Origin of the sequence: Streptomyces clavuligerus, from assembly GCF_005519465.1 — a bacterium.
Lineage (GTDB): Bacteria > Actinomycetota > Actinomycetes > Streptomycetales > Streptomycetaceae > Streptomyces > Streptomyces clavuligerus.
This window is the reverse complement of record NZ_CP027858.1, coordinates 1,998,351-2,012,402: the sequence shown is the minus strand read 5'-3', so window position 1 is coordinate 2,012,402 and position 14,052 is coordinate 1,998,351. Positions and strand designations below refer to the sequence as shown.

At 71.2% G+C, this 14,052-nt stretch carries 13 protein-coding genes; 7 read left to right on the top strand and 6 right to left on the bottom strand.

The annotated features are described in order from the left end of the window. Positions 1 to 6: 6 nt before the first annotated feature. The 5 genes from CRV15_RS08030 to CRV15_RS08010 all read left to right on the top strand — a co-directional run bounded on the left by CRV15_RS08030 (position 7) and on the right by CRV15_RS08010 (position 6,577). A complete protein-coding gene (locus CRV15_RS08030) occupies positions 7 to 1,023 on the top strand; it encodes a carbohydrate ABC transporter permease (protein WP_003953971.1) in 1,017 nt (338 codons plus the stop codon). Then, a complete protein-coding gene (locus tag CRV15_RS08025) occupies positions 1,020 to 1,934 on the top strand; it encodes a carbohydrate ABC transporter permease (protein WP_009997488.1) in 915 nt (304 codons plus the stop codon). Before CRV15_RS08030 ends, CRV15_RS08025 begins: the two co-directional genes overlap by 4 nt. Before the next feature lie 7 nt (positions 1,935 to 1,941). Then, positions 1,942 to 3,483, top strand: a complete 1,542-nt coding sequence (locus CRV15_RS08020; RefSeq protein WP_003953973.1) for a glycoside hydrolase family 3 protein — start codon at positions 1,942 to 1,944, stop codon at positions 3,481 to 3,483. Between the two features lie 70 nt (positions 3,484 to 3,553). Next, a complete protein-coding gene (locus tag CRV15_RS08015) occupies positions 3,554 to 4,627 on the top strand; it encodes an SIS domain-containing protein (protein ID WP_003953974.1) in 1,074 nt (357 codons plus the stop codon). A gap of 468 nt (positions 4,628 to 5,095) precedes the next feature. Further along, on the top strand, positions 5,096 to 6,577 hold the full coding sequence (locus tag CRV15_RS08010) for a sensor histidine kinase (RefSeq protein ID WP_029183036.1): 1,482 nt from the start codon (positions 5,096 to 5,098) through the stop codon (positions 6,575 to 6,577). A 207-nt stretch (positions 6,578 to 6,784) separates the two neighbouring features. On the opposite strand, the gene CRV15_RS08005 is transcribed toward CRV15_RS08010, so the two are convergent. Next, complete coding sequence (locus tag CRV15_RS08005) at positions 6,785 to 7,042, bottom strand: WhiB family transcriptional regulator (RefSeq protein WP_003953983.1); 258 nt, start codon at positions 7,040 to 7,042, stop codon at positions 6,785 to 6,787. Positions 7,043 to 7,362: 320 nt separating this feature from the next. Next, positions 7,363 to 8,331, bottom strand: coding sequence for a diacylglycerol/lipid kinase family protein (locus CRV15_RS08000; protein ID WP_003961769.1), 969 nt, complete (start codon positions 8,329 to 8,331; stop codon positions 7,363 to 7,365). Between the two features lie 114 nt (positions 8,332 to 8,445). On the opposite strand from CRV15_RS08000, the gene CRV15_RS07995 reads away from it, so the two are divergent. After that, positions 8,446 to 8,856, top strand: coding sequence for a hypothetical protein (locus tag CRV15_RS07995; protein WP_003953985.1), 411 nt, complete (start codon positions 8,446 to 8,448; stop codon positions 8,854 to 8,856). 44 nt (positions 8,857 to 8,900) lie between these two features. Here the strand turns inward: CRV15_RS07995 and CRV15_RS07990 are convergent, their stop codons facing one another. The 3 genes from CRV15_RS07990 to CRV15_RS07980 all read right to left on the bottom strand — a co-directional run bounded on the left by CRV15_RS07990 (position 8,901) and on the right by CRV15_RS07980 (position 11,067). After that, entirely contained in the window at positions 8,901 to 9,977 is a 1,077-nt protein-coding gene (locus tag CRV15_RS07990) for an RNA polymerase sigma factor SigF (protein ID WP_003953986.1), read from the bottom strand. After that, positions 9,974 to 10,387 (bottom strand): ATP-binding protein, encoded by a 414-nt coding sequence (locus CRV15_RS07985; protein WP_003953987.1) that lies wholly within the window; start codon positions 10,385 to 10,387, stop codon positions 9,974 to 9,976. Before CRV15_RS07985 ends, CRV15_RS07990 begins: the two co-directional genes overlap by 4 nt. Before the next feature lie 419 nt (positions 10,388 to 10,806). After that, positions 10,807 to 11,067, bottom strand: coding sequence for a UBP-type zinc finger domain-containing protein (locus CRV15_RS07980; protein ID WP_003953988.1), 261 nt, complete (start codon positions 11,065 to 11,067; stop codon positions 10,807 to 10,809). Positions 11,068 to 11,205: 138 nt separating this feature from the next. Between CRV15_RS07980 and CRV15_RS07975 the strand changes: the two genes are divergently transcribed. Further along, the gene (locus CRV15_RS07975; RefSeq protein ID WP_003953989.1) at positions 11,206 to 12,810 is read left to right on the top strand and encodes a Na+/H+ antiporter; all 1,605 of its coding nucleotides are present in this window, start codon (positions 11,206 to 11,208) and stop codon (positions 12,808 to 12,810) included. An 85-nt stretch (positions 12,811 to 12,895) separates the two neighbouring features. Here the strand turns inward: CRV15_RS07975 and CRV15_RS07970 are convergent, their stop codons facing one another. Further along, a complete protein-coding gene (locus tag CRV15_RS07970; RefSeq protein ID WP_003961771.1) occupies positions 12,896 to 13,906 on the bottom strand; it encodes a 1-aminocyclopropane-1-carboxylate deaminase/D-cysteine desulfhydrase in 1,011 nt (336 codons plus the stop codon). Positions 13,907 to 14,052 lie beyond the last annotated feature (146 nt).

Below are 14,052 nucleotides of genomic sequence, written 5' to 3'. Positions count from 1 at the left end.
CGCACCATGAGTGCCGCCGAGCTCAAGACCCCCGGGGGACCTGACCCCCAAGCCGCCTCCCCGGCGGCGGCCGACAAGCGGCCCGCAGGAGTCCATGAACCCAAGGCGCCCGGCGGGGGTGGTCGGCGGAGACGCAAGGGGGCGCTGCTGCCCTATCTGCTGATCGCGCCCGCGTTCATCGCCATCGCCGCGGTGTTCGTCTGGCCGCTGATCAAGACAGTGATCATGTCCTTCCAGGACGTGGGCCGCAAGGAGCTCTGGCTGGGCACCGAGCCGGAGTGGGTGGGCTTCGAGCAGTTCGAGAACATCCTCACCGACGGCGAGTTCTGGGACTCGGTCATCCTGACCGTGGTCTTCATGATCGCCTGTGTGGTCGTCAGCCTCGCCCTCGGTCTGGGCGTCGCGCTGATGATGCAGCGCATGTCCGACTGGGCCCGGCTGGCCCTGACCGGCGCGCTGATCGCCGCCTGGTCCATCCCGGTCATGGTGGCGTCCTCCATCTTCCGCTGGCTGTCGGACTCCGACTACGGCGTGCTCAACATGGTCCTGACCAAGTACCTGGGGCTGGACTTCCAGGGCCACAACTGGTGGCTCGACTACAAGCAGGGCTTCCTCATCATCGGCGCGGTGGTTGTCTGGGGCGCCATTCCCTTCATCGCCATCACGCTCTACGCCGCCCTCACCCAGGTCCCGAAGGAGCTGGAGGAGGCCGCCGCCATCGACGGCGTCAACGCCTTCGGCAACTTCCGCTATGTGACCTTCCCGGTGATCAAGCCCGTCTTCCAGATGGTCGCCACCCTCTCGGTGATCTGGGACTTCAACGTCCTCGGCCAGGTCTGGCTGATGCGCGGCGGAAAGCCCGAGCCCGAGTACGAGATCATCGGCCTCTACGCCTTCAACAAGGCATTCGAGAACAACTCCTTCAGCCAGGGCGCGGCCATCTCCCTGATCACCGTTCTGCTGCTGTCCGGTGTCGCCGTGTACTACCTGCGCCAGCTGCTCAAGATCGGAGAGGTCGATTGAGCACCACCGCCCCCGCGCCGGAGACCGAGACGCCCGTGAACACCGTGAAGACCGCGCCCGCCGCCAAGCCCATGCGCTCGACGGACCGCAAGAAGAAGAGCCGCCACATCTACAACACGCTGGGAATGCTGACCTTCGCGGTCATGGCCTTCCCGGTGTACTGGCTCGTCGTCAGCGCCCTCCGCCCCAACCGGGAGATCCGCAGCTGGGACCAGACCCTCTGGCCCTCCTCGCTGACCTTCGACAACTTCAAGCGCGCGGTGAAGTACGAGAACTTCGACACCGCCATCCAGGCCAGTCTGATCATCAGTGTCACCGCCGTCGCCGGCGCCATGCTGCTGGCCACGGTCGCCGCGTACGCCATCGGACGCTTCCGCTTCCACGGCCGCCGGGCGCTCATGATCGTGCTCATCGTGGTGCAGCTGCTGCCGCCCACGGCGATGCTGATCCCGATCTACCTCCAGCTCAACGAGTTCGGCGCGCTGAACGAGTTCTGGGGCATCATCATCATCTACCTGGTCTCCACGCTCCCCTTCGCCACCTGGATGATCCGCGGCTTCGTGATCAACATCCCGAAGGAGCTGGAGGAGTCCGCGATGGTGGACGGCTGCACCCAGATGGGCGCCTTCTGGCGGATCATCTTCCCGCTGCTCGCCCCGGGTCTCGCGGCTGCGTCGATCTTCTCGCTGATCAACGCGTGGAACGAGTACATGCTCGCGTACATCGTTCTCCAGGACAACGACAAGTACACGCTGAACATCTGGCTGGCGAACTTCACCACCTCCCGGGGCACCGACTACGGCGCGCTGATGGCCGCCTCGGTCATCGTCGCCATCCCGGTCGTGATCTTCTTCATGATCATCCAGAAGAAGATGGCCGCGGGCCTCACCTCCGGCGCAGTGAAGGGATAACGGCTTCATGACCACCGTTGTACGCGGTACGTCCGACACACTCACCCGGGACGCCCTCGCGGTGCTCCAGCCCGGCTTCGTGGGCACCACCGCACCCGACTGGGTACTCCGCCACATCGGCGAGGGCCTGGGCTCCGTCGGGCTCTTCGGCCGCAACATCGTCAGCCCCGAGCAGGTGGCCGCGCTCACCGCGCAGCTCCGCGCCGAACGGGACGACATCCTCGTCGCCATCGACGAGGAGAGCGGCGACGTGACCCGGCTGGAGGTCCGTGAGGGCTCCTCCTTCCCCGGCAACTACGCCCTGGGCACCGTGGACGACCCCGGCCTCACCCGTGAGGTCGCCCATCAGCTCGGCCGCATGCTCGCCGACTGCGGGGTCAACCTCAACTGGGCCCCGACCGCGGACGTCAACGCCAACCCGGACAACCCGGTCATCGGTGTCCGCTCCTTCGGCGACGACGCCCGGCTGGTCACCCGGCACACCCTCGCCTATGTCGAGGGCATGCAGGCCGCCGGTGTCGCCGCCTGTCTCAAGCACTTCCCCGGCCACGGCGACACCAACGTGGACTCGCACCACGCCATGCCCCGGATCGACGTCGGCATGGACACCCTGCGCATCCGCGACCTGCCGCCCTTCCGGGACACCCTGTCGGCGCGCCCCAAGGCGGTGATGAGCGCGCACATCCTGCTGCCCGCGCTCGACCCGGAGCGCCCGGCGACCCTCAGCCCGCAGATCCTCGGCGGTCTGCTCCGTGAGGAGCTGGGCTTCGACGGGCTGATCATCACCGACGGCATCGAGATGAAGGCCATCTCCGCGACCTACGGCATCGAGCGCGGCACCGTGCTCGCCATCGCCGCGGGCGCCGACGCCATCTGTGTCGGCGGCGGGCTCTGCGACGAGGAGACGGTGCTCCAGCTCCGTGACGCCCTGGTCGCCGCGGTCCGCAACGGGGACCTGGCCGAGGAGCGGCTGGCGGACGCGGCGGCGCGGGTGCGCTCCCTCGCCGACTGGACCCGCCGGACCAGGACGGCGCCGGAGCCGGGCGCGGCACAGCAGGAGGGGAGCGCGTCCGGCCCCGGCGTCGGACTCGTCGCCGCCCGCCGGGCCGTCCGGGTCACCGCGGGCGAGCTGCCCTACGAGCCCGTCACCGCGGCGCCCTATGTCGCCTCCTTCGCCCCGGTCACCAACATCGCCGTCAGCACGGAGACCCCCTGGGGGGTCCTGCCGGAGCTGCGGAAGCTGCTGCCGGACACGCAGGGTGACACCTTCGACGCCTCGGAGACGGACGCCTCCGCCCTGGTGGGCAAGGTGCTGGCGGGAGCCGGGGACCGTAGGATCGTCGCAGTGGTACGTGACGTGCACCGGCACGGCTGGATGTCGGCCGGTCTGGACGCGCTGCTCGCGGCCCGTCCGGACACGGTCGTCGTGGAGATGGGCCTCAACCGGGACCGTCCCCGGGGCGCCCTGCACATCGCGACCCATGGCGCCGCCCGCGTCTGCGGTGAGGCGGCCGCCGAGATCATCACCGGCCGGGGCACCGGAGGCTGACCGGCCCGTACCGCACCACGCCGGGGCGGGTCTCCCGCCCCGGCGCACGGACGACAGTGGGAGGCACGCCATGTCCACCACATACTCGGCCGAACAGAGCGAACGGCCCGGCCGGATCATGTCCGGCGAGATGGCCGAACAACCCGCTGTACTGCGGCGCATCCTGGACCGGGGTGCGCCGCAGATCCATGAGGTGGCCGACCGGATCGCCGCCCGCGCCCCGCGCTTCGTGCTGCTGACCGCCCGCGGCACCTCCGACAACGCGGCGCTGTACGCGAAGTACCTGCTGGAGATCCGGCTCGGCCTGCCCTGCGGGCTGACCTCGATGTCCACCACCACCGCCTACGGCGCCAGGGCCAGGCTCCAGGACGTCCTCGTCATCACCGTCAGCCAGTCGGGCGGCTCGCCGGACCTGGTCGACTCCACCCGGGCGGCACGGGACGCGGGCGCGATCACCCTGGCGGTCACCAACAACCCGGACTCCCCGCTCGCCGCGGTCTCCGAGTACCACCTCGACATCCTCGCGGGCCCGGAGAAGGCGCTCCCCGCCACCAAGACCTACACGGCCTCCCTGCTCAGCCTGTATCTGCTGGTCGCGGGGATGGCAGGCGCCGACGGCAGGGAGGCGGCCCGGGAGCTGCCGGAGCGGGCCGGGGAGATCCTCGCGCGGCAGGACGAGGTGCGGCGGCTCGCCTCCCGCTACCGCTTCGCCGAACGGATGGTCATCACCTCACGCGGCTACGGCTATCCCACCGCGAAGGAGGCCGCGCTCAAGCTGATGGAGACCAGCTACATCCCGGCCCTGTCCTACTCCGGGGCGGATCTGCTGCACGGCCCGCTGGCGATGGTGGACAACATCTCACCGGTGATCGCCGTGGTCACGGACGGCAAGGGCGGGCAGGCGCTGCAACCGGTGCTGGACCGGCTCCGCGGCCGGGGCGCCGATCTGGTGGTGGTCGGACCGTCCGCGCAGGTGGCGGCGGCGTCCGCGGGCTTCGTCCTGCCCACGGAGGGCATCGCGGAGGAGGTGCAGCCGGTCCTGGAGATCCTGCCGCTGCAACTGCTGGCGTACGAGGTGACGATCGCCCGGGGGCAGGACCCGGACGCGCCCAGGGCGCTGGCGAAGGTGACGGAGACGCACTGACACCGGTCCGGCGCGGGTGCCTGCCGGCTCTTCCTGACACCTGACACCCCTCCGCCGGGCGCGGGAACGGGAGAAGCCCCGCAGGTGCGGTGGGCCCGGAACGACCCGCGGGCCGCGGCGCCCGACGGGACCCTCAACCCGTCCGGCACCGCAGCCCGGAGTGACTGACCGACGCGAGTGTGCGGGCCCGCGCGGCCATGGGGGAGGACCGGGCGCAGTCAGGGCAGAGAGCGCCGGGGCCTCGTTCCACTCCTCTGTGCGGTGAGGAGCGGAAGTTCGGTGTGCGTCTTCATTGTGGACTAGACCATTCGCGGATGTCCATGGATCGGCGGGGATTGCTTGGCGCACGCGCTCCGCGGGCGGGTGCGCCCCATGCCGGTCCACTCACGGGTGGGTACCCCCGCCCTCCGGCACGGCCGCCGGGCGCCCCCGGTTCACCCCGCGGGTACGCTCGCACTCGTGCCCTCCATGAACGACCTCGTACGCCAGCACACCGCGCTCGGCGAATCCGACCTCGAATGGCTCCACCTCCTGGTCTCGGAGTGGCAGCTGCTCTCCGACCTCTCCTTCGCCGACCTCGTGCTGTGGGTGCCCACCCGGGACGGCACCCGCTATGTCTCGGTGGCGCAGATGCGGCCCAACACCGGCCCCACCTCGTACCAGGACGACATGGTCGGCCATCTGGTCCCGCGCGGTCGCAGGCCGCTGCTCGACGCCGCCCTGGACGAGGGCAGGATCGTGCGCGAGGGCGACCCCGAGTGGCGCGAGGAGGTCCCCGTACGCGTCGAGTCGATCCCGGTGCGCCGTGAGGGCCGGGTCCTCGGGGTGATCGCCCGCAACACCAATCTGCTGACCGTGCGGACGCCCTCCCGGCTGGAGCTGACCTATCTCCAGTCCGCCTCCGACCTCGCCCAGATGATCGCCGCGGGCTCCTTCCCCTTCCCCGCCGAACAGGTCGACATGGACGCCTCGCCGCGCGTCGGCGACGGACTGATCCGGCTCGACGCGGACGGTCTGGTGCAGTACGCGAGCCCCAACGCGCTCTCCGCCTACCACCGGCTCGGTCTCGCCTCCGACCTGGTGGGACACCATCTGGGACAGGTCACCGCCGAGCTGGCGCCCTCCCGGGGCCCGGTGGACGAGGCCCTGGTGAAGCTCGCCAGCGGCTATGCCCCCCGGGAGACCGAGGTGGAGGGCAACGGCGGGGTGATCCAGCTCCGCGCCATTCCGCTCAAGCCCAAGGGCACCCGGATCGGCTCCCTGGTCCTGCTGCGCGACGTCACGGAACTGCGCCGCCGCGAACGTGAGTTGATCACCAAGGACGCGACCATCCGGGAGATCCACCACCGGGTCAAGAACAACCTCCAGACGGTCGCCGCGCTGCTGCGGCTCCAGGCCCGCCGGATGGACTCCGTGGGCGGCCGGGAGGCGCTGAACGAGGCCGTCCGCCGGGTGGGGTCGATCGCCATCGTCCACGAGACCCTGTCGCAGAACCTGGACGAGCGGGTGGAGTTCGACGAGATCGCCGACCGGGTGATCGCGATGGTCGCGGAGATCTCCCCGGGCAAGGTCGAGTGCCGCCGCACCGGCCGTTTCGGGGTCCTCGACGCCGAGGTCGCCACCCCTCTCTCCATGGTTCTCACCGAAGTGCTTCAGAACGCCCTGGAGCATGCCTTCCCGGCGGGGGAGCGGGGCTCGGTCGAGGTGTCGGCCGTCCGGGGCGAACGGCGCGCCGACGCGAGCGCCGCCCGGCTGCTGATCACGGTGCAGGACGACGGCCGCGGACTTCCCGAGGGCTTCGACGCGCACCGTGCCGGAAATCTCGGTCTGCAGATCGTACGAACGCTGGTGGAAGGGGAGTTGGGCGGAACGTTCGACATGCTCCCCGTGCCCGGACCGGAGAGCGGTACGAGGGTTGTCCTCGATATCCCGGTGCGTGCCCACAAGTAATTCCCGTATCGCCGGGCGGTGATTTACCGCCATGGGTACGGGCATCGCGAGGGATACGGCCATCGCTCCGTGCACAGCAGCGAGCCCCGGACCGAAGGGATTTCGGTCCGGGGCTCGAATGCTGTGGGGTACTGCTGCGCGCTGCGGCTCGGGGGCGGTGAGTGCGTACTCGCTGTACGCGCCGCCTCAGGCTCGGTGCGGGGCGGTTCAGGCGCTGGCGTTGCGCGCCCGGTTGCGGGCGGCGCGGCGCTTCATCGCGCGGCGCTCGTCCTCGCTGAGGCCACCCCAGACGCCGGAGTCCTGGCCGGACTCAAGCGCCCACTGCAGGCACTGCTCCATGACGGGGCAGCGGCGGCAGACGGCCTTGGCTTCCTCGATCTGCAGCAGCGCAGGACCGGTGTTGCCGATGGGGAAGAAGAGCTCGGGGTCTTCCTCGCGGCAAACGGCGTTGTGACGCCAGTCCATGGCTGCTACCTCTCCTTGGTATTACGTGCGGTTGCTTGTGAATGTGAACGCTTTCACGAATCCCCCGACAAGGGAAGGGCCGACCGCCGACACGTCGACGTGTGGTCCAGGGTTTTGAGAGGGGGATCTGGCGATCTGCGGTCACCCGATCCTGCGGGCCGTCCCGATCGCCATGAAGAGACTCGCAAACCTCGGCGACGGATACAACCCCTTCCGGAAAGTTTTTTTTGATTCTACGGTGTCGACTAGGTCACAGCCGTCATTCTATGGGGTGGAGCCCAGTCCGTACGTTCGAGATAAAGGCTGTTTGAGCCTTCTACTCACACAATCACACGCAGTGCACGGCGAACGCCTGTGAACGTCACGCTCGTACGCAGTCCGAGGTGGTCACCGTCCATCTGGAATGGCAGTGGGACCTTTGAATTCAAGGTGAAGTCGGTGAGGTCATGCAGAGTAATCGCGTGCTTGCCGTGCGGTCCCCGGCTGGGGCTGGAGGTCAGCAACTGGGTGCCGTAGCGGGCGACGGCGGCGGTGGAGAGCCGGGAGAGGCCGAGCACATCGAGACCGGTGTCGAAGGACGCGTTCGGTGAGACGTACACCGGGCGATTGCCCAGGTAGGTCCAGGGCGAGGTGTTCGCCACTATGGAGAGCACCAGATCGGTGACGGGCTCGTGACCGGGGCGCTCCAGGGTGATCCGGCCGTGTATCCGGTTCGGGTCCCCGAGGAACTGGCGGGCGACCTGACGCAGATAGAGGGCGTGGGTCGAGCGCTTGCCGCGCTCCCGCTGCTGTTCGACCCGGCCGATCACGCTCGCGTCGAAGCCGACGCCGGCGCAGAAGGTGAACCAGCGTCCCGGGATGCCCTCGTCCGGCGTGCCGGGGGTGCCGGAGGCGAGCCCGAGGCCCACCGTGCGCTCGCTCTGCTCGGCGAGGGCGGCGAGGATCGCGCCGGTGGCCTCGACGGGGTCGTTCGGCAGACCGAGGGCGCGGGCGAAGACATTGGTCGAACCGCCGGGGACCACGGCGAGCCGGGGCAGCCGCTCGGGGTCGGGGCCGTCGTGCAGCAGACCGTTGACGACCTCGTTGACCGTGCCGTCGCCGCCGAGGGCGACCACGAGGTCTATGTCGTCGGACTCGGCCGCCCGGCGGGCCAGGTCCCGGCCGTGCCCCCGGTACTCGGTGGTGACGGCCTCCAGCTTCATCTCGCTGGCGAGGGCGTGGATCAGAACGTCACGCGTCCGCGCGCTGGTGGTGGTAGCTGCCGGGTTGACCACGAGAAGTGCGCGCATGCGGAGCAGGGTACCCACTGGGGGTGAGCGCGGCCCAGTCCGGGTGGTTCCGGGCCCGCCCGGTCCGGGGGCCGCGAGCCGCCGCCCGCCGGGCCGACGGCTACGCTTGCCGGTGTGAGTGACGACCGGACCCCGCGCCCCGCCCGCCTGACCGCCGCCGCCGCGGTGTCCGCAGCGGAGGGCCTGGCCCTGGTCGGCTTCGGCCTCTATCTGCTGGTGATGGGAGTGCTCGGGACGCCCGAGAGCCCCGTCCAGGCGGAGACGGGCGGAGTGACGCTCGTCGCACTCGGCGCGATCCCGCTGTTCGCGGCGCGCGGACTGCTGCTGTGCCGGAGCTGGAGCCGGGGCCCGGCGCTGATCACCCATCTCATGGCGCTGATCCCCGCCTGGACCCTGCTGCGCTCCTCGGGCGGGCTGATCCCGCTGGGCATCCTCGTCGCCGCGGTCGCGGTCGCCGGGCTGGTGCTGATCGTCAACCCGGCGACCACCCGGGCCCTCGGCATCGGCGCCGCCCGCGACGCCTGAGGGCCCGCGGTCCGGTCGGCCCCGGGCCGTGCGGGCCCGGTCGGCTACTCCTCGACCAGGAGTTTGTCCCGGAGCTGGGCGAGGGTGCGTGCCAGCAGCCGGGAGACGTGCATCTGGGAGATGCCGACCTCCTGCGCGATCTGCGACTGGGTCATGTTGCCGAAGAACCGCAGCAGCAGGATGCGCTTCTCGCGCGGGGGCAGGTCCTCCAGCAGCGGCTTGAGCGACTCCCGGTACTCGACCCCCTCCAGCGCCTCGTCCTCGGCGCCCAGGGTGTCCGCCACCGCGGGGGACTCGTCGTCCGTGTCGGGGACGTCCAGCGACAGGGTGGAGTACGCGTTGGCCGACTCCAGCCCCTCCAGCACCTCCTCCTCCGAGATGCCGAGCCGTTCCGCCAGCTCGTGCACGGTGGGGGAGCGGCCGTGCAACTGGGACAGCTCGGCCGTCGCCGTCGTCAGGGCCAGCCGCAGCTCCTGGAGCCTGCGCGGTACCCGGACCGCCCAGCCCTTGTCCCGGAAGTGGCGCTTGATCTCGCCGACCACGGTGGGGGTCGCGTAGGTCGAGAACTCGACCCCCCGCTCCGGGTCGAAGCGGTCCACCGACTTGATCAGACCGATGGTCGCGACCTGGGTCAGGTCGTCCAGCGGCTCCCCGCGGTTGCGGAACCGCCGGGCCAGATGCTCGACCAGCGGCAGATGCATCCGTACGAGCTGATTGCGCAGCTCGGCCCGTTCCCGGGAGCCGTCGGGCAGCGCGCGCAGCTCGACGAACATCGCCCGCGCGCCGCCCCGGTCCTGCGACTCCTGCTGCGCGCCGCCCTCGTCGCCCCCGTCTTTCCCGTCGCTGTCTCCCGCGGGGTTTCCTTCGTTTCCCTCGGTTCCTTCGGTTTCGTGCTCGCTCATCTGGCCTGCCCTCTCCCGGCCCTCCGCCGCACGCGGGGTGCCCCCGGCGGCACCGGGCGGACCACCCCCTGCCCGCGCCCGCTCCGCACCGGCCGCGCCGCGGCCGGCGCGTGTGTCCACCGGGTGCGGCCGGACCTGCTCCGGGAAGTCGTGCACCGGGGGTGGTTCGTTCCGCACCGGACCGTCCTCGTTCCGCACCGGACCGTCCCCGTTCCTCACGCCGGACCGGGGCCCGCGCCGCGCTGTTTGTACAGGCTGATGGAGACCGTGCGGTCGTCGGCGACCGAGGAGTCGACCTTGCCCGCCAGGGCGGAGAGCACGGTCCAGGCGAAGGTCTCGCGCTCCGGTGCCCTGCCGTCGGTCGTCGGCGCGGAGACCGTGACCTCCAGGGAGTCGTCGATGAGCCGGAAGACACAGCTGAGGACGGAGCCGGGAACCGCCTGCTGGAGCAGGATCGCGCACGCCTCGTCGACCGCGATCCGCAGATCCTCGATCTCGTCGAGGGTGAAGTCCAACCGTGCGGCGAGTCCGGCCGTGGCCGTCCGCAACACCGACAGATAGGCACCCGCAGCGGGCAGCCGGACTTCCACGAAGTCCTGGGTCCCGGGCTCGCCTGCGATCTGGGACACCCTCACCTCCAAGGTGGCACAAGCTCTTTCCGGGCCGTGGGAGTGGCTCCCGCGGCCGTCGCTACGCAGTCCGTGCGTAGCCGGTACTGGCCCGGCGACGCTATCGCGATCCATGGTGTGCTGTCGCCGGGCCCCCTCCCCTCCAGCTCAATCACTCATGGTAAGCATATGACCACATACGGTGGCTAGGGGTCAGGGGCCCAAATGTGAGCAAGGGGTGGATGATTGACGTACCCGCACGTGGGGCGGTCGAACCGTCACCCGCGGTAAAAGCGTCGATCTATCGGATCATCGCACTGCGTCACCGTCGGGGGCAACGCCGGGCAGTCGGCCGGACCTGCGGGGAGCGGGCGGCCGGGCCGGCCGGGGCATGACCGGGCAGGCGGCCGGCCGGACCGGTGTGCGGTGGCCGCACGCGGTCAGACGAGCACACCGTCCACGAAGCACCACCGCCAGTCCTCGCCGGGCTCGAAGCTCCGCATCACCGCGTGACCGGTGTCGGTGAAGTGCGCCGTCGCGTGCCGCAGCGGGGAGGAGTCGCAGCAGCCGACGTGCCCGCAGAGCAGGCAGAGCCGCAGATGCACCGGGGTCGTCCCGGCGATCAGGCACTCCGGACAGGTGTCGGTCTGCGCGGCGGGCTCCGGACTCGGCAGACCGGCGACATGCGGACACTCGCTCATGCGGCCAGGTTACGGCGCTGACGGCGTACCGTCCCGGCGAGCGCTCCGCGCGGCCCGCGGACCCCCCGTACGGACCCTCCCGTACGGACGTCCCCTGGCCGCGCGGCACAGATCCCGAGGACGGAGCGGGGACGAAGCATGGACGTACTGCCACTGGTGGCCCTGGTCGCGGCGAGCACCGTGATCGCCGGAGCCGCCCGCAGAACCCCGGTGGCGGCCCCGCTGCTGCTGGTCACCGCGGGGCTGCTCGCCTCCTTTGTCCCCGGCGTGCCCGACTACGTACTCGATCCGCAGGTCGTCCTGCCGCTGCTGCTGCCGCCCCTGCTCCACCTGGCCGCCCTCGACGCCTCCTATCTGGACCTGCGCGCCAACGCGCGGTCGGTGGCCCTGCTCTCCGTGGGTTATGTGCTCTTCGCGACGGTGGCCGTGGGCCTGCTCGCCCATCTCCTGGTGCCGGGACTTCCGCTGACCGCCGCCCTGGTGCTGGGCGCCGTGGTCGCGCCCCCGGACGCGGTCGGCGCCACCGCGGTCGCCCGCAGACTGCGGCTGCCGCACCGCATCACCACCATCCTCCAGGGGGAGTCCCTGGTGAACGACGCCACCGCCATCACCGCGTACCGCGTCGCCCTGGGCGCGGCGGTCGGCGCGAGCGCGGGCTGGGCCGAGGGCGCCGGGGAGTTCGCGCTCGCGGCGCTCGGCGGTGTCGGCGTGGGGCTGCTGCTGATGGTCCCGCTGCACTGGCTGCGCATCCATCTGCGGGACGCGCTGCTCCAGAACACCCTGTCGCTGCTGATTCCCTTCGTCGCCTACGCCGCCGCCGAGCAGGTGCACGCCTCCGGGGTGCTCGCCGTGGTCGTCGTGGGGCTGTATCTGGGCCACCGCCGCTGGCAGGTCGACTTCGCCACCCGGCTCCAGGAGGAGGCGGTCTGGAAGATGGTCGCCTTCGTCCTGGAGTCCACCGTCTTCCTGCTGATCGGGCTCCAGCTCACCTATGTCCTGCGGGGGCTCGGCCACCTCGGGGCCGGGCGGGCGCTGGGGTACGCGGCCGTGGTCTTCGTCTGCGTCGTCGCGGTCCGGTACGTCTGGGTCTTCCCGGCCACCTTCCTGCCGCGCGCGCTCTCCGCCCGGATCAGGGCCCGCGAGCCCGAGGTGACCTGGAAGGGGGTGGTGATCGTGGGCTGGGCCGGGATGCGGGGGGTGGTGTCGCTCGCCATCGCCTTCTCGATCCCGCTGGTCACCCTCGCCGGGGACCCCTTCCCGGCGCGGAACCTGATCCTCTTCCTGACCTTCACCACCGTGATCGGCACCCTGGTGGTGCAGGGGCTGACCCTGCCCGCGCTGATCCGGGCGCTCCGGCTGCCGCAGCCCGACGCCCAGGCGGAGACGCTCGCGGAGGCGCAGGCGCAGAACCAGGCGTCCGGGGCGGCCGACGACCGCCTCGACGAACTGCTCCAGGACCGGCGCAACGCCCTGCCCGAGCCGCTGGAGCAGCGGCTCCGCACGGTCCTGGAGCGGCGGCGCAACTCCGTCTGGGAACGGCTCGGCTCGGTGAACGAGATCACCGGGGAGACCGCGGACACCACCTATCGGCGGTTGGCCGGGGAGCTGATCGAGACGGAGCGCACGGTCTTCGTCCGGCTGCGCGACGAACGGCGGATCGACGACGAGATGATGCGGACGCTGCTGCGCCGGCTCGATCTGGAGGAGGCCGCCGCCTATCGGGAGGAGGACGAGGACGGGTGACCGTCCCGCCGTCCCGCCTGGGCGCGGTGGACGGGTGGACGTGGTGGACGCGGCGGCAGGGGCGGGCCGGGGCGGCCGGGGCGGTTCAGACGGGCTCGGGGCGGCCCGTGACCACGGCGACGACACGGGTGCCGGGGGCGAAGGCGCCCTCCTCGGCGAGGGTCGTCAGGCCCAGCAGCATTTTGGCCACGTACATCCGCTCCAGCGGGACGCCGTGCGCGGCCTCGAACCCGTCCGCGAAACGGGTCAGCTCCGGGGAGGTGCGGGCGTATCCCCCCGCGTGGAACCGGCCGTCGAGGGACCAGTCGCCCCGGCGCCCGCCGAACGCCTCCCGCTGGATGCGCAGGGTCTCGCGGGCGAGGAAGTCGCCCTTGAGGACGGGGAGGCCGAGGGCGCGCACGGTGGGCGGGAGCCCGGCGGCCAGGCCCGCGAGCGTACCGGCGGTGCCGCAGGCGACGGCGGCGACGGCGACGGCGGCCGGGTGCCGCTGTCCGCCGGGGCCCGGGGCGGCGGTGCCGGACCCTCCTCCGGGGCCCGGCTCCAGGCCCAGCCCGGCGGCCAGCTCCCGGCCCAGCTCCACGCAGCCGCGCGCGGCGAGGGCGTTGCTGCCGCCCTCGGGGATCACATAGGCGCCGCCCTCGGGCGCGGCGCGCTCCAGCAGCCCGGCCAGCACCTGGGGCTCGGCCTTGCGGCGGTAGACGGACCGCTCCACGAAGACCAGGCGCATCCCGTCGGCTGCGCACCGGGCCAGGGAGGGGTTGAGCGGGCGGGACGCCAGTTCGTCGCCGCGGACCACGCCGATCGTCGGGCAGCCGAGGAGGCGTCCGGCGGCGGCTGTCGCCCGCAGATGGTTGGAATAGGCCCCACCGAACGTGAGCAGGGGACGGCCGTCGGCGGCGCGCAGATTGAGGGCGAGTTTGCGCCACTTGTTGCCGGGGATCTCCGGGTGGATCAGATCGTCCCGTTTGAGCAGCAGACGCACGCCGCGGCGGGTGAAACGCTCGTCGTCGACCGGCTGGAGCGGTGAGGGCAGCCGGGGGCGCAGGGTGCTGGGATCGGGCGCCCGCGGTGGCACGCGCCCCGCTTCGGGAGACATGGGTTCATTGTCGCCGCACCCTCCCACCTGCGGCGACACGGGGAGCCTCGCTGCCGCCGCACCGAGAACTCCGTTTTCTGTGCGATGCGTTCGGTTTGTGTGCGATCCGATCCGGTCATTCACCGGAGGGTTCGAGGAAAGGCCGA

Excerpts from the sequence above, each read along its gene's own strand:
- CRV15_RS07975 (WP_003953989.1), top strand. The coding sequence starts at position 11,206 with ATGGACGTACTGCCACTGGTGGCCCTGGTCGCGGCGAGCACCGTGATC.
- CRV15_RS08015 (WP_003953974.1), top strand. The coding sequence starts at position 3,554 with ATGTCCACCACATACTCGGCCGAACAGAGCGAACGGCCCGGCCGGATC.
- CRV15_RS08020 (WP_003953973.1), top strand. The coding sequence starts at position 1,942 with ATGACCACCGTTGTACGCGGTACGTCCGACACACTCACCCGGGACGCC.
- CRV15_RS07980 (WP_003953988.1), bottom strand. The coding sequence starts at position 11,067 with ATGAGCGAGTGTCCGCATGTCGCCGGTCTGCCGAGTCCGGAGCCCGCC.
- CRV15_RS08010 (WP_029183036.1), top strand. The coding sequence starts at position 5,096 with ATGAACGACCTCGTACGCCAGCACACCGCGCTCGGCGAATCCGACCTC.
- CRV15_RS08030 (WP_003953971.1), top strand. The coding sequence starts at position 7 with ATGAGTGCCGCCGAGCTCAAGACCCCCGGGGGACCTGACCCCCAAGCC.
- CRV15_RS08000 (WP_003961769.1), bottom strand. The coding sequence starts at position 8,331 with ATGCGCGCACTTCTCGTGGTCAACCCGGCAGCTACCACCACCAGCGCG.
- CRV15_RS07970 (WP_003961771.1), bottom strand. The coding sequence starts at position 13,906 with ATGTCTCCCGAAGCGGGGCGCGTGCCACCGCGGGCGCCCGATCCCAGC.
- CRV15_RS08005 (WP_003953983.1), bottom strand. The coding sequence starts at position 7,042 with ATGGACTGGCGTCACAACGCCGTTTGCCGCGAGGAAGACCCCGAGCTC.